The organism is Tardiphaga sp. GW822-FHT04G09 (genome assembly GCF_058800725.1).
Genome location: NZ_JBXAMO010000020.1, coordinates 54,099 through 72,629, shown reverse-complemented (window position 1 = coordinate 72,629; position 18,531 = coordinate 54,099). Strand labels below are relative to the sequence as shown.

Sequence of the window (18,531 nt, the reverse complement as noted above, 5' to 3'; positions counted from 1 at the left end):
TCAGTACGATGCAGCAAGTTTCAGGCAGGCTTCGAAGCTCGTCAGATCCTGCCAGAGATCATCAGGTGCTTCGCGGGGGACGATCATGGGCGCGCCATAGAGATCAAGCGCGTGGATCATCATCAGATTGTCGGCGAGGCCGAAATTTTCGACGGTGAGCCCGTTCGCATCGACCAGATGGCCATCATGACCGGTGACCTCCATCATGCGGCGGACGCGATCGAGATAGGGCGTGGGGTCGTTGCAATAACCGAAGCAGAGCTTGCCGTGACCGGCCATATAGCCAAGCTCGAATACTGTGCCGGCATCGGCGCTTGGACCGCGAAACGGCGTGAGATTGGCAATGATGATGTCGCAATGATTCATCATCGCTTCGTTGCCGTGGAAAATCTGGCGCGAGGCATCGCTGGCGCTGAGGTCGATGGTGTTATCGAGCGGGAAGAACCCGCGCGCGCCATGGCGTTTGCAGAGCGCGACCTTCTGCCGGCCGATCTCGGCGGCATTGGGCAGGAATACGTCGGGACCTGCGAGATAGATATTCATGAAGTCCCCGTCGTCATGGTGAGCTGCGCCGACATTGACGAGCCAATTCAGACGAGAACGAGGCAATCCGGATTCTGGCTCTGGATTGCCGCGTCTTTCACCGCTTGTTGTCACCCGGCTGACCGGGTGACCCAGTAATCCCGTAGCAACCGTCTCTACTGGATCGCCCGGTCAAGCCGGACGACGACATTTCCGTGTAGATCAGGCGAGCTTGACAGTCTCGGCCTTGAAATCCTTGCCGAGCGTCTCGAACACCTTCTTGACGATGCCCTTGGAGTCCAGACCCGCCTGGGCATACATCGCTGCCGGCGTGTCGTGATCCTGGAACATGTCGGGCAGCACCAGCGAGCGCATGCGCAGACCGCCGTCGAGCATGCCGTGCTCGGCCAGCGTGTGCATGACATGCGAGCCGAAGCCGCCGATGGAGCCTTCCTCGATTGTGAGCAGGATGTCGTGTTCGCGGGCGAGCTTGAGCAGCAATTCGACGTCGAGCGGCTTCATGAAGCGCGCATCGGCGATCGTTGCCGACAGACCGTGCGCCGCGAGTTCATCGGCGGCCTTTTCGCATTCGGCGAGACGTGTGCCGAACGAGAATAGCGCGACCTGCTTGCCCTGCCGGATGATGCGGCCCTTGCCGATTTCCAGGGGGATGCCGACTTCCGGCATTTCGACACCGCGGCCTTCGCCGCGTGGATAGCGTAGCGCGCTCGGCGAGTCGTTAATGGCAACCTGGGTGGCGACCATGTGCACCAGCTCAGCTTCGTCGGAGGCCGCCATGATCACCATGTTCGGCAGACAGCCAAGATAGGCATTGTCGAACGAGCCGGCATGGGTCGCGCCGTCGGCGCCGACAAGGCCGGCGCGATCGATGGCGAAGCGCACGGGCAGGTTCTGGATCGCCACGTCATGGACGATCTGGTCGTAGCCGCGCTGCAGGAAGGTCGAGTAGATGGCGCAGAACGGCTTGTAGCCTTCGGTGGCGAGGCCGGCCGCAAAGGTCACTGCATGCTGCTCGGCGATGCCGACGTCGAAGGTGCGGTTCGGGAACGCCTTGTTGAAGATGTCGACGCCGGTGCCCGACGGCATGGCCGCGGTGATGGCGACGATCTTGTCGTCCTTCTCGGCTTCCTTGACGAGGCTCTGGCCGAACACGTTCTGATAGGCAGGTGCGTTGGGCTTGGACTTCGACTGGGTGCCGGTCGCGACGTCGAACTTGACGACCGCATGATATTTGTCAGCCGCGGCTTCGGCCGGACCATAGCCCTTGCCCTTCTGGGTCACGACGTGAAGCAGGATCGGGCCGGTTTCCATGTCGCGGACGTTCTGCAGCACGGGCAGCAGGTGATCGAGGTTGTGGCCGTCGATCGGACCGACATAATAGAAGCCGAGCTCTTCGAATAGCGTGCCGCCATTGACCATGAAGCCGCGCGAATATTCTTCGACGCGCTCGGCACGATCGGCGATCAGCTTCGGCAGATGTTTGCCAAGTTGTTTGGCGGCATCGCGCAGCGAGCGATAGGTCTTGCCCGAATACATGCGCGACAGATAGGCCGACATGGCGCCGACCGGCGGTGCGATCGACATGTCGTTGTCATTGAGGATGACGATCAGGCGGGAATTCATCGCGCCTGCGTTGTTCATGGCTTCATAAGCCATGCCCGCCGACATCGAACCGTCACCGATCACGGCGATAACGTTGTTCTTGCCGCCGGAGAGGTCGCGGGCGACGGCCATTCCGAGGCCAGCAGAAATCGAGGTCGAGGAATGCGCGGCGCCGAACGGATCGTATTCGCTCTCGCTGCGCTTGGTGAAGCCCGACAGGCCACCGGCGGTGCGCAGCGTGCGAATACGGTCGCGGCGACCGGTGAGGATCTTGTGCGGATAGGCCTGATGGCCGACGTCCCAGATGATGCGGTCGCGCGGCGTATCGAAGACGTAGTGGAGGGCCGTGGTCAGTTCGACAACGCCGAGACCGGCGCCGAAGTGACCGCCGGTGACGGACACCGCATCGATGGTTTCCTGACGAAGCTCGTCAGCAACCTGACGAACCCGCTCGATCTTGAGCTTCCGGAGATCTGCCGGAGTCTTGATGGTATCGAGCAGCGGTGTCTTACTAAAATCGGTCACGGCACTATTCCAATTTTACATGTCCGGGACTGCGTCTGGCATCGGAGCCGTCGCGTTTCCGCGCGCCCACCGGGCAACCGCAGCCTCCAGAACCGGGAAGCCTGTTTCGAGGCCTTATAATGGGCTTCGATTTTTCAGTGTGATATCTAGCATGCTTGGCGGCGACTTCATCTGATCATTTTTGCCAGATGAATGAAGCGCTTATCTACGTTAACGGCCGGCGTTTCAGCCTGATCGTCAGCGCATATTCCAAATCCCTTTACACCAAAGCGATGGCCAAAGCCAACCGCCGTGCCTGCGGGGGTGGCAGCACAAAGGCGCTATGGACATTCGCGTGGTGGGTCTAGCCGATGCGCCGGGCGACCGGTTCCGCTTCATGGGAGCCCGAACGGATAGGGCTCTTCCCGCCCAAATCGAGCTTTTTCCATGCATTTTCGCGGGTAGCGGGGGCGCCATGGACTAGCGCCAAAGTTGTGGTTGGCTGGCTGACTCGCTCCCTGAGAGGTACGGGTCCGCAAACGATCATGAAGAAATCGTAGGCATGCGGCCGCTCATTGGCCATGACGAACTGGAAATGCACCCGGAAGAACTTCCAGCGGAACCGATTGTAATGTTCCGGGCGGATGATTTCGCGGAACCGGACGGGGACGATGGTTGGATTCCGGCGGGCCGCACCAGCGTCGATCCCGTGACCGGCGATGGGATCGAACGGGAAGAAATTCATCACGTCCTTGCGGGACTGGCAGTCGATCCAGTCGATGGAAGGCTCCACGGCCAGCAGCCGCAAATTGTCACGGAAGCCTTGCGCAACCTTATGGAAACCGACGATAGGCATATTCCCGCCGAGCGTCAGCAGCACGACACGGGGGCCGTGGCTGCCGAGTTCCGGATCGAGCTTCAGCGCGCGGGCGAGGATTTCGGAGCCAAGGAACGACCCTGAGCTGTGACCGACCAGCACGATCTCCTGCGCCTCGGTGGTCCGGGCGACATTGACCAGATGCTGCGCGAAACGGTCGATCCGGGCGTCCCAGTCCGGCCGGTTGCCGTGGGAGAACTGCCAGGTGAAGATGGTGTCGGCCATCAGGTAAAGCAGGTAGGTGTGCTTTTCGGTGTATTTCAGCAGCGAGCCGAGCACGGCCACGAACACCGCCGCGGCGCCGAGACCGACAAGGAATCCGTGTATTCCGATGGCCTGCAGCCCTGACGCGAAAAGCCAGGCGATGGCCGCCGACCAGATCGCTCCGTTGAGCAGCAGGAAATGGGGCCAGCTGATGAAGGTGGCGAAGCGCCAATGTGCCTTCCAGAACCGGCCCATGGTGCCCGAGAAGACCAGACCCCAATAAATGGCGATGGCGTGGATCAGCGTGCGCCAGATCGGCACGGCCAGATCGCGCTGGATCATGTCTTCCCAGCGCAGGAAATCGTAATCGGTGGTGGTCTGCCAGCCATCGCCTGAGGTTTCGATGCGCCAGGAGGCGGATTCATGGGCGAATTCGCCGTCGGTATGGCCTTTTGGCCGGCTGACCGAGGTGGTCAGGCCGTAAAGCCGGCCGAACTTGCGCAGTTCGGTCCGAAACATGCGGTAATACTGCGCGAGGCCCCGCGGATCGTATCCCTGCACATAGATGACATGACGGTGCTGGACGCGCACGCTGGTTCCCCGGACTGACGGCGGACTATAAACAGGCCGCGCCATGCGCCAAGCGCTAATTCGGCCGCGGGGTGGTGCGAGGTCTCAACCCGGCGCGATTCCTACTGGACGTCCAGCGGCTCGGTGCCGACGGCCTTGCCGTTCGAATCCGTGGTGATCTTGTCCACGCGAGCTTCGGCCTGGCGCAGCAACTCGTCGCAGCGGCGCTTCAGCGCTTCGCCGCGCTCATAGATGGCAACCGACTCTTCCAGCGGCACCTTGCCGTCTTCGAGGCGCTTCACGATCGATTCCAGTTCTTCGATCGCGGTCTCAAAGGTCAGCTTCTTGACGTCAGCGTGGGTGTTCTCGGCCATTCGGTTTCCCGTGTGCGCATTTTGGAAGGACGGAGTCAAAGATATGTTTGAGGGCGTATTGTGGCGGGTACGTTTTGCGACCTGCGCTCCACTCAGCGCGATGCCCCCATCAGCGCAGAAACATGGGCCGCGGCCGATTCTTTCAGGCCCTGCAGATCATAGCCACCCTCGAGTACCGAGACAATGCGGCCACCGGCGGTGCTGTCGGCGAGATCCATCAGCTTGCGCGTCACCCAGCCGAAATCCTCGGCTTCGAGATTGAGCGATGCGAGCGGGTCGCGGCGATGCGCATCGAAGCCGGCGGAGATGATGAGCAGTTCAGGTGCGAATTTCTGCAGTTGCGGCAGGATGAGATTGTCGAAAGCGGAGCGGAATTTTGCACTGCCGTCGCCATCATGCAGCGGTGCATTGACGACCGTGTCGTGTTCGCCGCGCTCCTGGGATGCGCCGGTGCCGGGAAACAGCGGCATCTGATGGGTCGAGCAGTACATCACCGTGGGGTCAGCCCAGAAAATGTCCTGCGTGCCATTGCCATGGTGAACGTCGAAATCCACGACGGCCGCGCGGGTAATGCCGTAGGTGCGCTGCGCATACCGCGCTGCAATTGCAGCCTGATCGAAGAAGCAGAAGCCCATCGGCTTGTTGTGCTCGGCGTGATGGCCGGGCGGGCGGGTCGCGACGAAGGCATTGCTGTGCTCGCCTTTCATGATTGCGTCGGTCGCAGCCACAGCGCCGCCGACGCCCCGCATCACGGCTTCCCAGGTGCCGGGGGACATCGACGTATCGCCGTCGAGATAGACGAGCCCGCTGCTCGGTGCGACATGACGCAATTCGTCGATGTAGTGGTTGTCATGGCACAGGCTGACCACGTCGAGATCGCCCTCCGGCGCTTCGCCCCGCACCAGCGCATTGAAGCGGTCTTCGCTGAGTGCCTGCGCCACCGCGCGCATGCGGTCGGGGCGCTCAGGATGGCCGGGCGGGGTGAGGTGATCGAGCGATGCCGGATGGCTCAGAAGAAGTGTCGTCATGCAAATGATCCGCGAGCGTGGGGAGCGCTGGTATGATGGGACGATAACCTATCTGGTCGGGTCAGGTTCCGATAGGGGGCGCCGGCGAAACTCGGGCCCTCCAGCGTCTGGCGAGCGGGAGCCGGCGCTGAAAGTCGATGCGATCGCGTCGCTGCAGAAGAAACTACCGATCAAATTAGCTGATCGCTTTCTTTACGACCGATTCACAGCGATTCATCGATGCGTCATCACCGTGCGGAATCGAAACGCGCGTTAAGTCGCGACTGCTATCACTGCGGGCAGCGGCATTCTGCGGAGAAGGTACGCGTATCGAGCCCGTCCGAACTCCGCAGTTGCGCTTGCGTCTGTGTCGGGTTCGTGGGCGATGAGTGCGATGAGATATCCAAGGGGCGTGCCCCATTTGCTGCGTTCGGTCTGGCCGTTCGTTGCCATCGTATTGCTGCAGGCCTTCCTGGCAGGCACCAGCATCAATATCCTGTCGTCGGTCCGCGCCTATGTCACCGGCGAGAGCCGCTGGTCGAAGGGGCAGATGGAGGCGGTGCATTCGCTCAGCCTCTATGCCGAGACGGGCGACGACAAATACTATCAGCGCTATCAGGCGAGCATTGCCGTGCCGCTCGGGGATCTCAAGGCGCGCCACGCGCTTGAACAGCCGGTACCAGATCTGCAGGCCGCCTATGACGGATTCCTGCAAGGCGCCAACGATGCCGCCGACATCCCCGGCATGATCTCGCTGTTTCGCAATTTCAGCGAGGTCGTCTATCTCGCCCGCGCCATCGAGATCTGGCGCGCTACCGATCCCGTGATCCGGCAATTGGTGGATACGGCCGATGCGATCCACGCAAGCGTCAGCGAAGGCAAGGGCGGCTCGTTGCGACTGGCGGTCCTGAAGGCCCAGATCGATCAGATCAATGAACAGACTACGCCGCTTGCTGTCGCATTCTCGCAGCGTCTCGGCATCGGTTCGCGCGCCATTCAAAGCATCCTGCTCATTGCCAATGGACTGACCGCGGCCCTGCTGATCCTGCTCGGCATCTGGCGGACGCGCAAACTGCTGATCCAGCGCCAGCGTTTCGAGACAGCCCTGAAGACCGAGAAGGAGCGTGAGCAGGAATATATCTCCCGTCTGGCGTTTCAGGCCTCGCATGATGCGCTCACGGGGCTGGCGAATCGCCGCGAATTCGAGCGTCGCGTCGAGGAAACGCTGCCGCGCATCGATATCGACTCGCGGCCGCATGCGCTGATGTTCCTCGATCTCGATCAATTCAAGATCGTCAACGACACCTGCGGTCATGCCGCCGGCGATCATCTGCTGCGGCAGGTCTCCGGCATGCTGCAGAAGCACTTGCGCGTGGACGACCTGCTGGCGCGTCTCGGTGGCGATGAATTCGCGGTGCTGCTGGAACGCTGCGAGCCGGATCGCGCCGCTGCGACGGCCGAGCGGCTGCGGCAGACGGTGGAGGAATTGAACTTTGTCTGGAACGGGCGTTCGTTCAACGTCACCGTGAGCATCGGCCTCGTCTGCATTGCACAGCCTGAGGTGACGCTGGAGGAAGCCCTGCGTGCTGCCGATGTGGCCTGCTACATGGCCAAGGAGAAGGGCCGCAATCGCGTTCAGCTGCATCAGGCCAGTGATTCCGAATTGCTGCAGCGCTTCGGCGAGATGACCTGGGTGCAGCGCATTCGCGATGCGCTGGAACAGGATCGCTTCTGTCTCTATGCCCAGAAGATCATTCCGCTCGGCGAGCGCGACAATGACAGCCTGCATGTCGAACTGCTGTTGCGGCTGTGCGACGAGGCCGGTCAGCTGGTTGCGCCAGGCCATTTCATTCCCGCAGCGGAACGCTATGGCCTGATGACGCTGATCGACCGCTGGGTGGTCAGGAATGCTTTTGCCATTCTTGCCGCGCGATCGGTTCAACGTGCCATCCCGGTCTCAACCTGCGCCATCAACCTGTCTGGCGCGACATTCAGGGATGAAAGCTTTCTGGACTATGTCCGCGAGCAGTTCCGCATCTATCGGATACCGCCGACCATCATCTGCTTCGAGATCACCGAGACCAGCGCCATCGCCAATCTCGCCGATGCCAACAAATTCATTCATGCGCTGCAGCAGATCGGCTGCCGCTTCTCGCTGGACGATTTCGGCAGCGGCATGTCGTCCTTTGCCTATCTCAAGCATCTGCCGGTGGATTATCTCAAGATCGACGGCTCCTTCGTCAAGGACATGCTCACCGATCCGATCGACCGCGCCATGGTCGAGATGATCAGCCATATGGGCAAGATCATGGGCAAACGCACGGTGGCCGAATTCGTGGAGAGCGACGAGATTGTCGCGGCACTCACCGAGATCGGTGTCGACTATGCCCAGGGCTACGCGGTGGGCAGGCCCGAGCCGTTCGATATCCGTGGCGAGATCGACCAACGGCATGTGGCGTAGAAGGTGGAAGGTTATTGAATGCCATCACTGTCGTGGCGGGATTGAGATGTAGATGGGGTGAGCGCAGCGAAACCCATCGCTTTCGTGCGCGTGAATGATGGGTTTCGCTTCGGCGCAAGATGCGCCTGCGCTCACCCCATCCTACGGCCTGACGCTTCGGCCTCATCGCAGATTCAAATTTCAAACAGCCACTACCCTTCAGACATGCGTCATCGCCCCTGTTGTTGGCGGCGCGGGGGCGCCGTCGTCGCTTGCATTCCCGCCCCCTCGTGAGAGGGCGTGCGGAACGCCGGGTGCCCGATGCACCCCTGGGCCTGATGCCGATGCGGTCTTCCGCAAGTTGGCGCATCAGGACTTTCGGAAAGCACGGGCGATTGCCCGACGTTCCGCCTGCGGTGTTTTGTCGGCTTGCTGAATGCTTGCCCAGATGACCGATCAAGGTCATCCTTGTTGGGCCCTGCGCGACAGGGCCGGGGAGCACAAGCGATTGGGCCGGACGCGTTTCGAATCTGGTCGTCCGTCACTTGATCCGCAGGCCCGTTCCATCCGAAGGCAAGCCATGCCGCCTGTCCCAGTGGTATCCTGACCACAGGCGATGCGGCCTGTCCGAAGACAGCCGTTACCCACGTCTCCCGTGACGCCGCATCTCCGGCGTCCACCGCATCCCGCCCCGCAATCGTGACGATCGCGATCGCCCCTCTCGGTGGGGCAGGATAGAGGGGAAAATAATCAATGTAGGGATATTGTCAATATAAGTAGGAAAAAATGTTTGGCGTCTTCCAGCCCCAAACTGTCATTCCGGCTTCGCGCTCTGCCGGCCGCGCCGCTTCGCACGCCCCGGAATGACGGGTCAGAATGACAGGCGTTCTGCTAATCCACCCGCGAGATCCGCCCCAGCGGCATCGGCGACAGCGGGCTGTTGGCTTTCATATAGGCGTTCAGCGCATCGACGTCGTAAACGCCGACCAGCGGATCCTTGCCATCTTTCAGCACCGTGAAGCCATCGCCGCCGACGGCGAGAAAGCCGTTCACGGTGACGCGATAATTTGCAGCGGCATCGATCACCTGGCCATCCAGCATCATGCGCCCGGGCGGAATGCGCTGGCCGGGCGCAGCCGTGTTGTCCCACGCGTAGCTGAAGCCTTTCGACACCTGCAGGATGCGCGGCCGGCTCGGGGTATTCCATTGCTGCTCGAGCATCGCCTTGATCTGCGCGCCAGTGAGCGTCAGCGTCACTAGCTGGTTGCGGAACGGCTGCGCGGCGAAGACGTCGCCATAGGTCACGGTGCCGTCGGCTGACTTCACGATATCGGCGCGGATGCCGCCGGGATTGGTGAAGGCGATCACGGCGGCGCCGAGATTGCCGGCCGATGTCGCGGCGTGATGTGCGTCGGCGATGATATCGCCGAGCGGGCTTTCGCCGGTGGTCATGTCGGGCATGCGCGACAGCGTTGTGGTGACCGATCCGGCCGGGCGACTGGCGATGGGCGCGGCCACCTTGTCATAGGCGGCGAGCAGGGCCGTCTGGGCGGGATCTGCGGGATAGGTTGCCGTGCGCACGATGACATTGTCGACCTTGGCGCTGACGACATCGCGCGTGGTGCGGTCGAGCTTGAGATCGATGGTGGTGACCAGCGTGCCGTATTTGTCGCCCGAGGTGACGAGCCGTCCGTCGACCTGGCAGGTATAGGCGCGGTGGGTGTGGCCGCTGACGACGACGTCGACGGCCTTGTCGAATTTTTTGACGATGTCTACGATCGGGCCGGAAATACCCGGGCATTCATTGTAGTCGCCGGTGGGGAAGCCGCCTTCGTGGATCAGCACCACGATGGCCTCGACGCCCTTGGCTTTCAGCTCGGGCACCAGCGCATTGACCGTGTCGGCCTCGTCCCTGAATTCCAGACCGGCGATTCCCGGCGGCGCAACCAGACCCGGCGTGCCTTTCAGCGTCAGTCCGATGAAGGCCACGGGAATGCCGTCGAATGTCTTGATCCGATAGGGCGGCAGCAGCGGCTTGCCGGTCCTGCTATCGATGGTGGACGCAGCGAGATAGTTGAACGTCGCGCCGGCAAAGGGATGCGGGCCCTGGCAGCCATCGACGGGGTGGCACCCACCGTTCTGCATGCGCAGCAGCTCCTCGCGGCCCTCGTCGAATTCGTGATTGCCGACCGAGGCGATCTCCAGCCCCATCATCGACAGCGCCTCGATGGTCGGCTCGTCGTGGAACAGCGCGGAGAGGAACGGGCTGGCGCCGATCAGGTCGCCGGCGGCCACGAACACGCTGTTCGGTTTTCCGGCGCGCAGCTGTTTGACCAGCGTCGCCATATGCTCGGCGCCGCCGGCGGGCACGGTGATCTTCTTCGTCCTGTCGGCGGGATCATCAATGGTGATACCGCCCGGGGCAGGGCGCAGATTGCCGTGGAAGTCGTTGATGGCGAGGACGGTGACATCGACGGGAGATGCTGAGGTCTGGGCGTGGGCGGCCGGTGCCAAACACAGTAGTGCGCCCGCTAGAGCGGTGCACGCAGCGATCGCTGCAGTCTTAACCTCTCCCCGTTCTTTACGGGGAGAGGTCGACGGGCGAAGCGCAGCGAAGCCGGTCGGGTGAGGGGCAGGGCAGGATGTCAGCAATTCCGGAAGATCCCTCGGGTCGGATATCCGCAACTCTCGCTGCGATAGGTGGTTATTCATGGCTTGATCGTTTGACGCGATAGCGACACGAGGCGTCACGATTGCGTTGGCGACAGTGCCATGCCCCTCACCCGACCGGCTTCGCTACGCTTCGCCGGTCGACCTCTCCCCGCGCAGAGCGGGGAGAGGTTAAGAGAAACCAGCGCCTACGCCTTCTTGCGCGCGAAGAACGCCTTGAAAGCCGCGACTGCCTCGTGGGACTTCATGCGCTCGCCGAACAGATGGCTTTCCTGATCAATGCGCCGCGTGAGATCTTCGGGAGGCAGTTTGAGCAGCCGGCGCGAGATCGCCACGGCTTCCGCCGGCAGGGCGCAGATTTCGCGGGCCACCTTGTGGGCTTCCACCTCGGTGTGGCCGGGCGCAACGACCTCATTGACGAAGCCGGCAGCCTTGCCATCCTCCGCATCCATGGTGCGGCCCATCACCAGCGCCGCGAAGGCGCGCTGATGGCCCATGGTGCGCGGAAACAGCAGGCTGGATGCGCCTTCCGGCACCAGGCCGAGATGGATGAAGGGCGTCTTGAAGGTTGCCGTGGTCGAGGCCAGCACATAATCGCAGTGAAATAGCATCGTGGTGCCGATGCCGATGGCGACGCCGTCCACCGCGGCGATGAGCGGCTTGACGTTCTGCGCCAACGAATACAGAAATTTGACGGCGTTCGATGCCCTGGGCGCTTCGGCCTTTGCGGCGCTGTCCTTGAGGAAATCCTCGAGGTCGTTGCCGGCGGTGAAGGCACCGGAACCGCCAGTGATGATCATGCAGCGGATCGCCGGATTGTTCTGCGCGGTGTCGATCGCGTTCGACATGGCGCGATACATGTCCTGCGTCAGCGCGTTCTTCTTTTCCGGCCGGCGCAGCGTGATCACGCGCGTGGCCTCTTCGTCGGTCACGATCAGATGTTCGCTCATGTCAATTCCCTGCAGCTCCTTGCAGCGCCCCGCAAAAAGCGCGGCGGGCACGTTTCCTCTGCCGGATATTACATCAATCCGCTGCGACCGATATGGCCCGCGACGGCCTATGCCAGCAAAACTGCGTCGGCCGACATCACGGATTCACTGGAGTCCATCACGGTGCGTTCGAGAGAACCCGCCTGTACCGCAATATTCTCCGCGAAGAACCGCGCAACCGTCACATAGCGCGCGGAATCGCCGTCGCCATCGCGGGCTGCGAGCGCTTCGTTGGCCAGCATGCAGCCGCCGAGGGCGGAGCCGAACAGCCGCAGATAGGGCGTGGCGCCCGAGAGTGCGTCGTTGGGAGCCGAGGCCAGCTTCTCGAGCAGCCACTTGCTCGAACGCTCCAGCGAGCCGAGCGCATCGCGGAGTTTTGCGCCGGTGGTGCCGAAAGCCGGATCGTTGGAGGCCTCGACGCGCGACACGATGCCGCCGAGTTCATCGAGCAGGGCCCAGACCGCTTCGCCGCCTGATGCCGCGAGTTTGCGCGTGACGAGGTCGATCGACTGGATCCCGTTGGTACCTTCATAGATCGCCGTGATGCGCGCATCGCGGTAGTGCTGCGCCGCGCCGGTCTCCTCGATGAAGCCCATACCGCCGTGGATCTGCACGCCCAGTGACGTCACTTCATTGCCGATATCGGTAGAGAAGGCCTTGGCGATCGGCGTCAGCAATGCGCCGCGTGCGGCGGCTGCGGTGCGCACCTTGGCGTCGGGCGAACGCGCGGCGACGTCGAGCGCGACGGCCGTGGCGTAGCAGATCGTGCGCGCAGCGGCGGTGAGCGAGCGCATCTGCATCAGCATGCGCTTGACGTCGGGATGCACGATGATCGGATCCATGCCGGCCGTCTTGCTGCCGATGCCGCGGCCCTGCTTGCGTTCCTGCGCGAAGGCCAGCGCCTGCTGATAGGCGCGGTCGGCAATGCCGACGCCTTCGAGGCCGACGCCGAGGCGCGCCTGGTTCATCATCGTGAACATGCACAGCATGCCGCGATTTTCCTCGCCGATCAGGTAGCCGACCGCACCGCCCTTGTCGCCCATGGTCATGGTGCAGGTCGGCGAGGCGTGCATGCCGAGCTTGTGCTCGACGCCGGAGGCATAGATGTCGTTGCGTTCGCCGAGCGAGCCGTCGGCATTGACCAGGAACTTCGGAATCAGGAACAGCGAGATGCCCTTGGTGCCGGCGGGCGCATCGGGCAATCGCGCAAGCACGAAATGCACGATGTTGTCGGTCATGTCGTGATCGCCATAGGTGATGAAGATCTTGGTACCGGAGATGCGATAGCTGCCGTCGGCCTGGCGCTCGGCGCGCGAGCGCAGGGCGCCCACATCGGAGCCGGCCTGCGGCTCGGTGAGTTGCATGGTGCCGGTCCATTCGCCGGTGACCAGCTTCTCCAGATAGATCTTTTTCAGTTCGTCGCTGCCATGGGCATCGAGTGCTTCAATGGCGGAGAGTGTCAGCAGCGGGCACAGGCCGAACGCAATATTCGACGCGCTCCAGATCTCGGTGCAGGCGGCATTGATCGCCAGCGGCAGGCCCTGGCCGCCAAAGGCCTCGGGGCCGGAGACTCCGTTCCAGCCGGCGGCAGTCCAGCGCTGGTAGGCATCGGGCCAGCCGGGGGCGGTGGTGACCTTGTTGTCGGCAAGCTTGATGCCGTTCTTGTCGCCCACCGTATTGAGCGGCGCCAGAACGTCACTGGCAAAGCGGCCGGCCTCTTCGAGCACGGCAGCGGTCATGTCGGCGTCGAAATCGCCGTAATGGCCGGCTTTCAGGGCCGCCTGCAGGCCGGCGCCATGGTTGAGGGCCAGCAGCATGTCATTGATGGGTGCACGATAGGTCATGGCATCTCGCTCCGCGGTAACTTTTCAGCTTTCCGCCGTCTTCCCACGAAACGGGCGGTCCCTCAACACGCCAAAGGGCGCATCCGGACCTGCCCGGGAGGCGCGGCTGCGCCCGGTCCACGCGCCATCGGAGTGAAATGCGGGCGTTTACTTCATGAGACAGAGGCAACGGGGCGTCGATGGGCCTGCATTGGCCGGGGCGGGAATGCCGTTCGCACCTGTCGCCGCGCAAATTTCCTGGAAATAGGAGATTTCACAGGAGAATCATGCACTTTGACAGCGGCGGTCGTCCCGCGGCAAAGAGCCCCGCCGGCTTATTTGCTCAGCGAAGCGATCGGTACCACCAGGGTGTAGGTGAAGCCTGATGGGGGATAGGCCAAACGCACGGTGCCGCTCAGTTGCCGTCCGAGCGATTCCATCATGCGTGTGCCGAAGCTGCGGCGGACGGGCGGATTGACGTGCGCGCCGCCGCTTTCGATCCAGCTCAAGGTCAGTTGCTGCGACGCCTGATCGATCGTCCAGTTCACCTTAACAATACCGCTTGGATCCGAAAGCGCCCCGAACTTGGTGGCGTTGGTGCAGAGTTCGTTGAGCGTCATCGCCAGGGCGATAACTGCGCCCGACCCCATGTCTACTTCCGGTCCTGAGATAGCGAAGCGACCAACACCTTTGTTGTCGTAGGGCTCGGTGGCGTTGCGGATTATCATCCCGAGGCCGGCACTCGCCCAACTGACCTGCATCAAGAGGTCATGTGCGCGACCGAGCGCAAGGAGCCGCCCCTCGATGGCTTGCTGCGCATGCTGAACGCTGGTGGCGGTGCGAAGGCTCTGTGAAGCGATCGCACTCACGGTCGCGAGGGTGTTCTTGATGCGGTGGTGCAATTCACCGAGCACAAGCTTCTGCAGCTTGTCGGCGGCTTCCCGCTCCTTGGCGTCTATGCCGGCCTGCGCGAGCAATAGCTTGGCATCTATTCCAGCCTGTTCCAGCAATAGTCGCAGGCTGTCGTTCTCGGCCGTGAGTGTTTCTTCCGCGACAGACTGGCTCGGCCGCGTCGGATTGACGGCCAAACTTGCCTGGCCAGAGACGACCTCAAGGGTGCCTGTACCGATCATGTCCTGCAGTTCGGCGATCATCTGCTTGTCGTCGATGGGCTTGCCGAAGAAGCGGCTGTTTTCCGGTTTCTCGTCGCTCGAAGGGGTTATCTGGCCGGATACCAGGATGATCTTGATCTGTGGCCAGCGTTCATGGACCGCGTGAGCAAGTTTCAATCCGTCCATACTGCCGGGCATCTGGATGTCCGAAAACAAGAGCGAAATGTCGGATCGCGCCTCGAGTACGCCGATGGCCTGATCGGCATTCGTCGCTTCGATGGCCGTAAATCCTGCATCCTCAACGATGTCGACCGCTCGCATACGCAGCACCATCTCGTCTTCGACGACAAGCACGTGGGTCTTATCTCGAGATGATGACACCTAAGCTGCTCCCATCAAGGCGGGAGCATACACGGCCCTCAGTCACCGAGTGCCTATCGTACCGAGGTGATGTGAAGGAACCTAGAGGTTTCTGCATCCGAAGTCGACATAATCCTGGGATCGCCTGTCGCACGTCATGCAAGGGGCCGCAGTCCCGGCGGAATTCGTCCCTGGGGCGGCGGAACTGCTCCCAAATCGATCCGGAATATGGGCGTTATGCCTCGCCAGCAGCTGGACGAGCTCAGTCGGTCTTGAGGTTATAGAGCTTCCGCAGTCTTTCCTGGGTGCCGTCAATCGCGCGGACTGTATTGAGCTCAGCGGTGAGCCTCAATTGCACGTCGGCCGCTCGGTGAAGTGACAGAATGCCCCAGTTCGTCTCAAAGCGAGGGTCTGCGATCTCGTCGATGATCACGGCCGTGACGTCTTCGCATCCGTAGCAGCTGCGGATCTGCAGCAATGCCGCATGTTCGAGGTCCTGTCTGGAGAGCAACGACTTCGCCATATCGGTATCCTTGCGTCGTCGTCCGAGCCAACGCGAAGACGAGGTTGCGCCTTTGTTTCACGGAAACGGAGAGCATGGCAGGCGACTTTTAAATCATCACCAGCTTGATCTCACCGTCGTTGGCTGCAGCCAGTTCCATCTGATCGCGGGCCAGTTTCTCGATCAGCGGCCTGTTGGCGTGGAAGTACTTCTTGGCCTGATCTTTGGTTGGAAATTTGGTCGTCAGGGTGCACGCAACCCGGCGATTGCCGTGTCTTATGTCGAACGCTACGCGCTGAAAGTCATCAGGCGCCTGAACCTGTGTCGAAATAGCAATCATGTTTGGATCCATAAAGCTCGGAGAAAGCCCGAACTCCAGGAATGTTACGACGTCTATGTGTTCAATGTATGGGGGGAGGGCCGCAAACAGCCTGAAGGCGATCTTGCTCTCGCTACGGTTCGCTCGCCACCGAAATGGCCGTCCGCGCGGCGACTGCAGGATGGATTGGTACAGGCGCGCGCTTACAGATACATGCGACTGCGGGATGGCAGGGCTGAAGAAGGTCGGATGTTGTCGTGCGGGTCTGCGTCCGGCTCTAGGCTGAGCGGCGCAGACTATATTTTCTGTCGACGACAGGTGGCGTTGCAATGAGCTTGACGGTCCACTTTGCCGCCGATGCATCCATCACGACAGATCTCACCGAACCCGTGACTGTTTGACCGTTCAGCTGAAGTGCACGCGGTAGCCCGTGATATTGAGCCAGACGCGCTCGTCTGGCCTCGACGAGGTCCGTGATTTCGATGACCTGCATCTGCGACTCCAGAGTTGGCGCGGTACGCTCGACAGGATCCGCGCTACAGGACGGGTAGCATCGTATGGTTAATGAAATGCATCAGACCGTCTTCAGCAGTTCCGATGCTGAAGGCAAGTCAACGGGCGGGACTGCCATCCAGACCTTGGGACCCCGTATGAGCGCTCGCGGGCCTTCATTGTCGCAGATGAGCCACTCGGTTTCGTCCCAGATGACGAGGCATGGAAATGCCTGGGGCAGCTTGTCCTTGTTTCCGCGTATCCATGTTCCACCCGCAACGATGATCCTTTCATCGTCCTTCGGTGCACTGCTGATTGGTTGCCACCCGTCGCTCATTCGATCGTCCCTCTGTCTGCGCCTCAGTGCGACTCAAACGCGAAGGCCGCAATGTCCAGTTAGGGCGTGCAGGCCATGACCGCCACATGAAACTTGCTCCCGGTCAGGCAGGCAGCCAGGGCCGCAACGGAAGGCCCGTGCATCAAGTCGACATGGCGTCGCGATGAATTTGATTGACCGTCACGGGCATAGGCGCATGGTCGGACAATGCCCTTCAACTTCACCTCCGACGTCAAACCCAAGCAAAAAGATTGCTGGCTAATTCTGAACTTCAGCGGAGAGGAGATTTCCCTGTCGTTCGACGATGCAATCGAACTCAAGATCCAGATCAGTCACGTGCTGGAAACGGGAACGCCCAACGAACGGAAGATCGTGAGCGAAGCTGACAGCTGGTCGGCGCTGTGCGTGCCAAATGCGGGCGGTTTCGGGGTTGCCTTTGTCCTGTCGGCGACGTCGACAGTAAAACTATGGCTCAATGCCGGGCAGGCCGAACGCTTTTCTGCAGAGCTTCAGACGTTTATCGATCTCGTCGGGAGCCGGAGTTGAAGGGGTTCTGGCATGGCCATGTTGAACTGGTGTTCGCCGGCAGGACCTACGAAGCCAATTACGACGTCCTGGATGATGCGCTTCAATTGACCATTGGCCAGTTGATCGTGATCGCGGAACCGCTGCCGGGCGCGACATATGAGGAAAGTGCGCTCCACGCCCTGGAACAGTTCGCGACCGGAAAAATCGTCGCGCGCGGCTAGAGCCGCTCCCCGAGTGCCGGGTCAGCTCGCGGCCACTTCGCCTGCTTTTGTCGCCTCATAGGCAATGTCTGTCTTGTTCATGACGAGGGGCGATAGCCACCCGAGATCGACAAGGCGCTGGTATCTGCTGCGATCGATATTGCCAGCGGTATATTTTGCGCCGCCGTGCAGGACGATCTCACGGATCAGTTCCAGGTCTTCATGTGTCATGATTGCTCCATCTGGCATGATCGCCGATGCGCGTCGGAGCGCCCCGGAAGGGGGTGAACATTCTTGATTGAATTTGATGGTTTTCGATCGCCGCGAACGCGGTGGCGCGATTGGGCGCATGGATCATGTGCCGGGTGCCCATGACCTCAGACGGTGCTGCACTGCTGGCGATGCGCTCCGTTAGATTATTTCTTTCTGGGCTTGTCTGCCTCGGGGTGCATCAGGTTCTTCATGCTCGGAGCTGCCGCGATCGTTTTGACCTTGTCCTTTTTGGGCTTCTTTACTTCGCGATTGTTTCGTTGTTCGCCTTTAGCCATGGTTTGGTCCTCCGCCCGAGTTGGGCTCCGATGACAGTAGCACGTCGGCCGGCCATCTCGTGGATTATGTTGCCCTGAACTGCCGGCACGTCGGGGCCGTGGGAGACGGGTGACGGTCGCCCGGTCGTCCCGATAGCGGATTGCAGGATCTGTTTGGCAAAATCAAACTTTGCTCGATTGACTCGCCGCCGAATAGAGCGCTGCTGTGTTTGCAGAGATAACCGGGAGAACTGACGTGACCACTGGCGTAGTAAAATGGTTCAACGCGACGAAGGGCTTCGGCTTTATCCAGCCGGATGATGGCAGCAAGGACGTCTTCGTTCACATCTCGGCCGTCGAGAAGGCGGGTCTGAGCACGCTGAACGAGGGGGCCAAGGTCAGTTTCGAGGAAGTGGCCAACCGTGGCAAGACTTCGGCAGAAAACCTCCGGGTTGGCTGATCGGCACCTGTTGCCGGGTACCGCAAGTCTGGCGGCGCCCGGCTGTCACCAAATGACTGAATAGCCTGCCGGATTTATCCCTGGCGGGCCT

Annotated in this window: 18 protein-coding genes; 4 read left to right on the top strand and 14 right to left on the bottom strand. The window is 61.5% G+C overall.

Features of this window, described 5'->3' with window-relative positions; genetic code table 11:
- The 5 genes from AC1RLZ_RS25305 to AC1RLZ_RS25285 all read right to left on the bottom strand — a co-directional run bounded on the left by AC1RLZ_RS25305 (position 1) and on the right by AC1RLZ_RS25285 (position 5,702).
- The gene (locus tag AC1RLZ_RS25305; RefSeq protein WP_371423366.1) at positions 1-543 is read right to left on the bottom strand and encodes a nucleoside 2-deoxyribosyltransferase; all 543 of its coding nucleotides are present in this window, start codon (positions 541-543) and stop codon (positions 1-3) included.
- A gap of 201 nt (positions 544-744) precedes the next feature.
- Positions 745-2,670, bottom strand: a complete 1,926-nt coding sequence (dxs, locus tag AC1RLZ_RS25300) for a 1-deoxy-D-xylulose-5-phosphate synthase (RefSeq protein WP_493190861.1) — start codon at positions 2,668-2,670, stop codon at positions 745-747.
- A gap of 343 nt (positions 2,671-3,013) precedes the next feature.
- Entirely contained in the window at positions 3,014-4,321 is a 1,308-nt protein-coding gene (locus tag AC1RLZ_RS25295) for a hypothetical protein (protein WP_493190860.1), read from the bottom strand.
- Positions 4,322-4,422: 101 nt separating this feature from the next.
- A complete protein-coding gene (locus AC1RLZ_RS25290; protein WP_089265989.1) occupies positions 4,423-4,674 on the bottom strand; it encodes an exodeoxyribonuclease VII small subunit in 252 nt (83 codons plus the stop codon).
- A gap of 92 nt (positions 4,675-4,766) precedes the next feature.
- Complete coding sequence (locus tag AC1RLZ_RS25285; RefSeq protein ID WP_493190859.1) at positions 4,767-5,702, bottom strand: histone deacetylase family protein; 936 nt, start codon at positions 5,700-5,702, stop codon at positions 4,767-4,769.
- A 373-nt stretch (positions 5,703-6,075) separates the two neighbouring features.
- On the opposite strand from AC1RLZ_RS25285, the gene AC1RLZ_RS25280 reads away from it, so the two are divergent.
- Complete coding sequence (locus AC1RLZ_RS25280; RefSeq protein WP_493190858.1) at positions 6,076-8,142, top strand: putative bifunctional diguanylate cyclase/phosphodiesterase; 2,067 nt, start codon at positions 6,076-6,078, stop codon at positions 8,140-8,142.
- A gap of 870 nt (positions 8,143-9,012) precedes the next feature.
- Here AC1RLZ_RS25280 and AC1RLZ_RS25275 read toward each other — a convergent pair.
- The 7 genes from AC1RLZ_RS25275 to AC1RLZ_RS25245 all read right to left on the bottom strand — a co-directional run bounded on the left by AC1RLZ_RS25275 (position 9,013) and on the right by AC1RLZ_RS25245 (position 16,389).
- A complete protein-coding gene (locus tag AC1RLZ_RS25275) occupies positions 9,013-10,641 on the bottom strand; it encodes a bifunctional metallophosphatase/5'-nucleotidase (RefSeq protein WP_493190900.1) in 1,629 nt (542 codons plus the stop codon).
- Positions 10,642-10,979: 338 nt separating this feature from the next.
- Positions 10,980-11,741, bottom strand: a complete 762-nt coding sequence (locus AC1RLZ_RS25270) for a crotonase/enoyl-CoA hydratase family protein (RefSeq protein WP_493190857.1) — start codon at positions 11,739-11,741, stop codon at positions 10,980-10,982.
- A 107-nt stretch (positions 11,742-11,848) separates the two neighbouring features.
- On the bottom strand, positions 11,849-13,624 hold the full coding sequence (locus tag AC1RLZ_RS25265) for an acyl-CoA dehydrogenase family protein (protein WP_493190856.1): 1,776 nt from the start codon (positions 13,622-13,624) through the stop codon (positions 11,849-11,851).
- 314 nt (positions 13,625-13,938) lie between these two features.
- Positions 13,939-15,069, bottom strand: coding sequence for a sensor histidine kinase (locus AC1RLZ_RS25260; protein ID WP_493190855.1), 1,131 nt, complete (start codon positions 15,067-15,069; stop codon positions 13,939-13,941).
- 268 nt (positions 15,070-15,337) lie between these two features.
- Entirely contained in the window at positions 15,338-15,598 is a 261-nt protein-coding gene (locus tag AC1RLZ_RS25255; RefSeq protein WP_493190854.1) for a hypothetical protein, read from the bottom strand.
- An 88-nt stretch (positions 15,599-15,686) separates the two neighbouring features.
- Positions 15,687-15,917, bottom strand: coding sequence for a hypothetical protein (locus tag AC1RLZ_RS25250; RefSeq protein ID WP_493190853.1), 231 nt, complete (start codon positions 15,915-15,917; stop codon positions 15,687-15,689).
- Between the two features lie 256 nt (positions 15,918-16,173).
- Positions 16,174-16,389 (bottom strand): hypothetical protein, encoded by a 216-nt coding sequence (locus AC1RLZ_RS25245; protein ID WP_493190852.1) that lies wholly within the window; start codon positions 16,387-16,389, stop codon positions 16,174-16,176.
- Positions 16,390-16,932: 543 nt separating this feature from the next.
- Between AC1RLZ_RS25245 and AC1RLZ_RS25240 the strand changes: the two genes are divergently transcribed.
- Positions 16,933-17,271, top strand: a complete 339-nt coding sequence (locus AC1RLZ_RS25240; RefSeq protein WP_493190851.1) for a hypothetical protein — start codon at positions 16,933-16,935, stop codon at positions 17,269-17,271.
- A complete protein-coding gene (locus tag AC1RLZ_RS25235) occupies positions 17,268-17,474 on the top strand; it encodes a hypothetical protein (protein WP_493190850.1) in 207 nt (68 codons plus the stop codon). The genes AC1RLZ_RS25240 and AC1RLZ_RS25235 overlap by 4 nt, the downstream gene beginning before the upstream one ends.
- A 21-nt stretch (positions 17,475-17,495) precedes the next feature.
- Here the strand turns inward: AC1RLZ_RS25235 and AC1RLZ_RS25230 are convergent, their stop codons facing one another.
- Both AC1RLZ_RS25230 and AC1RLZ_RS25225 read right to left on the bottom strand, forming a co-directional pair.
- Positions 17,496-17,684 carry a TenA/THI-4 family protein gene (locus AC1RLZ_RS25230; RefSeq protein WP_493190849.1) on the bottom strand — a complete coding sequence of 63 codons (189 nt, stop codon included), beginning with the start codon at positions 17,682-17,684 and terminating at the stop codon, positions 17,496-17,498.
- Positions 17,685-17,869: 185 nt separating this feature from the next.
- Positions 17,870-18,001, bottom strand: a complete 132-nt coding sequence (locus AC1RLZ_RS25225) for a hypothetical protein (RefSeq protein WP_493190848.1) — start codon at positions 17,999-18,001, stop codon at positions 17,870-17,872.
- Between the two features lie 235 nt (positions 18,002-18,236).
- Between AC1RLZ_RS25225 and AC1RLZ_RS25220 the strand changes: the two genes are divergently transcribed.
- On the top strand, positions 18,237-18,440 hold the full coding sequence (locus AC1RLZ_RS25220) for a cold-shock protein (protein ID WP_068734860.1): 204 nt from the start codon (positions 18,237-18,239) through the stop codon (positions 18,438-18,440).
- The last annotated feature ends 91 nt before the right edge of the window (positions 18,441-18,531 follow it).

Excerpts from the sequence above, each read along its gene's own strand:
- AC1RLZ_RS25285 (WP_493190859.1), bottom strand. The coding sequence starts at position 5,702 with ATGACGACACTTCTTCTGAGCCATCCGGCATCGCTCGATCACCTCACC.
- AC1RLZ_RS25240 (WP_493190851.1), top strand. The coding sequence starts at position 16,933 with ATGCCCTTCAACTTCACCTCCGACGTCAAACCCAAGCAAAAAGATTGC.
- AC1RLZ_RS25250 (WP_493190853.1), bottom strand. The coding sequence starts at position 15,917 with ATGATTGCTATTTCGACACAGGTTCAGGCGCCTGATGACTTTCAGCGC.
- AC1RLZ_RS25270 (WP_493190857.1), bottom strand. The coding sequence starts at position 11,741 with ATGAGCGAACATCTGATCGTGACCGACGAAGAGGCCACGCGCGTGATC.
- AC1RLZ_RS25280 (WP_493190858.1), top strand. The coding sequence starts at position 6,076 with ATGAGATATCCAAGGGGCGTGCCCCATTTGCTGCGTTCGGTCTGGCCG.
- AC1RLZ_RS25230 (WP_493190849.1), bottom strand. The coding sequence starts at position 17,684 with ATGACACATGAAGACCTGGAACTGATCCGTGAGATCGTCCTGCACGGC.
- AC1RLZ_RS25245 (WP_493190852.1), bottom strand. The coding sequence starts at position 16,389 with ATGCAGGTCATCGAAATCACGGACCTCGTCGAGGCCAGACGAGCGCGT.
- AC1RLZ_RS25305 (WP_371423366.1), bottom strand. The coding sequence starts at position 543 with ATGAATATCTATCTCGCAGGTCCCGACGTATTCCTGCCCAATGCCGCC.
- AC1RLZ_RS25225 (WP_493190848.1), bottom strand. The coding sequence starts at position 18,001 with ATGGCTAAAGGCGAACAACGAAACAATCGCGAAGTAAAGAAGCCCAAA.
- AC1RLZ_RS25255 (WP_493190854.1), bottom strand. The coding sequence starts at position 15,598 with ATGGCGAAGTCGTTGCTCTCCAGACAGGACCTCGAACATGCGGCATTG.
- AC1RLZ_RS25265 (WP_493190856.1), bottom strand. The coding sequence starts at position 13,624 with ATGACCTATCGTGCACCCATCAATGACATGCTGCTGGCCCTCAACCAT.
- AC1RLZ_RS25290 (WP_089265989.1), bottom strand. The coding sequence starts at position 4,674 with ATGGCCGAGAACACCCACGCTGACGTCAAGAAGCTGACCTTTGAGACC.